Source organism: Roseicyclus sp. (assembly GCF_052168335.1).
In the GTDB taxonomy this organism is placed as follows: Bacteria; Pseudomonadota; Alphaproteobacteria; order Rhodobacterales; family Rhodobacteraceae; genus Roseibacterium.
Window position 1 is genome coordinate 1 of sequence record NZ_JBQLZP010000363.1, and the last position, 3,776, is coordinate 3,776.

A 3,776-nucleotide genomic window follows, 5' to 3' on the forward strand; every position below is an offset into this window, starting at 1 on the left:
CGGCATCCACGGTGACGTCGACCGCCTGTTCCAGCCCGCCGTGGCGGATCGTGACGCGCGCGGTGTCCTCGTCCACGGTCGACCATTCGACGCCGGGACCGGGCAGAAGCGCCGCCGGCGTCCAGAACGCGGCCTCCGCGACGTAGCGCCCGAAGGCCGAGCGCGCGTGGTCCGGGTCGCCGCCCAGCCGCGCCACGGGCACGAGGCCGAGGATGCGGAAGCGCGTCCAGGTTCCGCTGTCCGACCCCGAGACGGGCATCCCGCCGCGTGTCCGCATCGCCCAGACGAAGCCCTCGGGCGCGGCGAGGATCTGGCGGGCCTCCATCGGGCGGTAGGCGGGCGCGTCCTTCGTCCCGAGGCTGAACTGCCCCGTCATGTCGATCTCCGCCACCCGCAGGAGCGGCGTGCCGGGCGCGATGACGTAGGAGAAGAAGCGCCGCGCGGGCTCGGGAAGGTCCTCGATCATTTCGGGCGCGAACCGGGCGGGCGCCTCGGGCTGGAGCGCGGCGAGCCTGTCCCATTCGCGTGCGTCCGCCCGACGGTCGGCGAGCCTCAGCGCGAGAAGCGCGAGAAGCCCGAGGGCGACGACGGCGGCAAGGGCGACCGCGATCTTCATGGGGTGTTCCGGGTCATGTGCGTCCCTTCCACCGCATCGGCGCGTCCGGTGCGATGATCTCGGTCAAGGACGCGCCTGTTCGTCCGCCCGGAGACGGGGTGCGGCCGCAGGTGCGAGAGACGGCACGGTCGCGCGGCGGGGGCTCAGCCGTTCGCGACGAGGGGAAGCTGGACGACGTGCGCGGCTGCCGGCGCCGCGCTGGCCGCCGAGGGCTCGCGCGCGGCCAGTTCGATGTAGAAGGTCGTGCCTTTGCCGACTTCGCTCTCGTAGTCGATGGTGCCGCCGAACGCCTCCATGATCTCTCGCGAGATGTTCATGCCGAGGCCCGTTCCCCCGGCGCGGCGCTGGTCGGACGAGTCGAGCTGCGTGAAGCGCTCGAACACCTTCTCCTTCATGCCCTCCGGAATGCCGACGCCGTGGTCGCGGACGTGGATGCGGACGCGCCCCTCCGACAGGCTGCATCCCAGCAGCACGTCGCCGCCGTCGAAGGAGAACTTGGCGGCGTTCGAGATGACGTTCGAGAGGACCTGCATCAGCCGCGACTCGTCGGCCAGGACGTAGAGCGGCCTGCTCTCCATCGTGTCTTCGCGCAGCGTCACCTTGAACTTCTCGGCCAGTCCCTGATGCGCGGCGATCGCCTCGGCGATGAGGGACTGGACATGGACCTTCACCATGCGGAACTTCATCTCGCCCGCCTCGATCCGCTGCAGGTCGAGGAGGTCGTCGATCAGCTCGGCGAGGCGCCGGCTGTTCTTGCTCGCCATCTCGACGAGCGGGGTGGCGCCGGGCGGCACCGACCCCACCTTGCCGGAGTTCAGCAGTTCGAGCGAGCCCTTGATCGACGTGAGCGGCGTGCGCAGCTCGTGGCTCACGATCGACACGAACCGGGTCTTCACCACGAGCGCCGCCTTCGTGCGGTCATGCTCGGCCTTCAGTTCCTCGAGCTGGTTCAGGTTCCGCCGGTAGAGACCGAGGAACACGATCGAGCAGTCGATCAGGAAGTAGAGCACGAAGATGACGGTGAAGAGCTGCAGCCACAGCGCGGAATCGAGGGGCGGCCGATAGAGCCAGATGCCCTTCCCCGCGATGGCGAGGAACGTGATCCCGTAGATCGACATTCGCAGCACGAGCGCCCAGAAGACGTGGTGATTGTTCATCGCCGCGAACAGGGCGATCGCGAACAGGAAGAAGAGGGGCGTGAACTGCCCGCCCGATCCCTGCATGAGGGAGACCGAGATGACGTAGCCGCTGATGACCAGCGAGCTGATCCCGGTGTTCACGAGGACCCAGGCGTAGCATTGCCGGATGCCGCGCGTGTCGCCGCCGCTCAAGGTGGCGATGCGGCGGGCGATCGAGAGGTCCTGCGCCTCGCAGATGACCAGCGCCGCGTAGAAGAGGACGGCCTTGACGGGATCGAGGTAGAACGCGGTCAGGAGCGCTGCGGCGGCGAAGATCGCCTGACGCTGCCACAGAAGCGAACGGGCGGCGTCTGCATAATCGCGGAGATTCTGCAGCAGTCGCTCGCTGTCCGTTGCACTGTTGTTCTGGCTGCCCCAGAGGTTCAGGACAGTCATCTCCGTTCCGTTCTCTTCACGCGCCTTCCATTCCGCTGCTCTGGCTGAAGGGCATCTTCATCACGCTCGGCGCGCCGGGTGGCTGCGCCGGAGGCACTGTGTCCGGATCCATGCCTTCGGTCGGATTCCATCCAGAGTTCTCCGGGCTGGCTCTGGCGTCGGCCGGGACGGCCGGCGCCGGAACGCCGATGTATCCGTTAATGTTTTGTCGCGAAGTCCGGTAAAATGTTGATGAGAAAATGGCCGTTTTCGGCCCGTCGGTCCGCATCGGCGGCTCAGCGCGGGCCGCCCCGGGGGCTGCGCGAACCGAAGAGCTCGTGAACGACGTGGTCGTAGATGGCCCGCGATGTCCGTTTCGGCCGGTCCGGCCGGGTGGCGGCGGCAGGCTTCGCCGGCGCGAGGTCGACCGCGCTCTGTGCACGCCGCTCGACGCTCGAGACCGCGTCCTTCACGGCCTTGGCGATGTCGGGTTCGGACAGCGAACGCATCGAGACGGGATCTCCGACCAGTGCCTGGAAGCCCTGCATCAGCGCGCCGTTCGACAGGGCGGACCGGAAGAGCCTGTTCAGTTCGTGCTCCTGCAGCAGGGGGTCCGCGCCCTCCTCGGCGAAGGACAGCACGAGGAACGTGTCGCCGCCGTAGAGGCAGAACAGGCAGCCGTCCGAGGCGGTGGAGAGCGAGATCGCCTTCGCCAGAGCTGCGACGGGATCGTCGCCGGGCGCCCGGCGGGGATTCGCCTCCGCATCCTGCGGCCGGCGCAGGCGGACCGCGAAGAGGCGCGCGTCGAAGAGACGGCCATGCGCGAGCTGCGCGATGTAGTTGTTGAACTCGAAGAGCCCGATGAGCCTATGGATGTCGCCGAAGCGGCCGGCGCCACCGGCGCGCGCGCCCTTCGCTTTCCGGGCCGCGGCTTCGGGGCCGGAGACGGCGCCGATCCGGTAGAGCAGGTCGTCGAAGTCGAAGGGTTTCGTCACGTAGTCGTGCGCGCCCTCGCGGAACGCAGCCTCGACGTATTCGCGGTCGCCCATCGCGGTGAGCATGATGACCGGCGTTTCGGCGTAGTCCGGAATCGCCCGGATCGCCCCGAGAAGCTCGACGCCGCCCATCTCGGGCATCTGGATGTCGAGCAGGAAGATGTCGAAACGGGTCCCGCCCCCGGAGATCTTCTCTACGGCGGCGTCCGCCGAGATGGCGAGGTGGACATCGTAGTGCCCAAGCGACGTCAGGGCCCTGGCCAGCAGGTCGAGCATGTCTGGCTCGTCGTCCACGACGAGCATCCTGAGAGGGGTTGCAACCTCCAGGGGTTGGATCAAGGTCATCTTCCGGTCCTCGGGCTTTGGCCTGTGCGGCCGTCGTCACCCCGGCGGCTGCTCGCCGGGGCATGGCATCGTCCTCGTTAGACCCGGCCTTTGTCGCCTGTACGGCATGGTGAAGGCATTCTTTACGGATTGCGGCGACTTCCGGGCAATTCGTGGGCGCCGGCATCGTACGCGGAGCAATGCGGGCCGCAGCAGGCGATCGGCGGTGGTGCTGGAAACGGCTGCCCGTCGCGACCGAGGCGCCGCCCGTGCGAGGATGGTTCAGGG

General features: G+C 68.2%; 3 protein-coding genes. All 3 read right to left on the bottom strand.

Going from position 1 to position 3,776, the window contains the following annotated elements; genetic code table 11:
- On the bottom strand, positions 1–616 hold a 616-nt coding region (locus tag ACTS11_RS11140), incomplete at its 3' end, for a DUF6544 family protein (RefSeq protein ID WP_442640384.1).
- Between the two features lie 143 nt (positions 617–759).
- Entirely contained in the window at positions 760–2,190 is a 1,431-nt protein-coding gene (locus ACTS11_RS11145; protein WP_442640385.1) for a sensor histidine kinase, read from the bottom strand.
- Positions 2,191–2,465: 275 nt separating this feature from the next.
- A complete protein-coding gene (locus tag ACTS11_RS11150) occupies positions 2,466–3,503 on the bottom strand; it encodes a response regulator (RefSeq protein WP_442640386.1) in 1,038 nt (345 codons plus the stop codon).
- Between the last annotated feature and the right edge of the window lie 273 nt (positions 3,504–3,776).

Coding starts and splice junctions, on each gene's coding strand:
- ACTS11_RS11145 (WP_442640385.1), bottom strand. CDS start 2,190: ATGACTGTCCTGAACCTCTGGGGCAGCCAGAACAACAGTGCAACGGAC.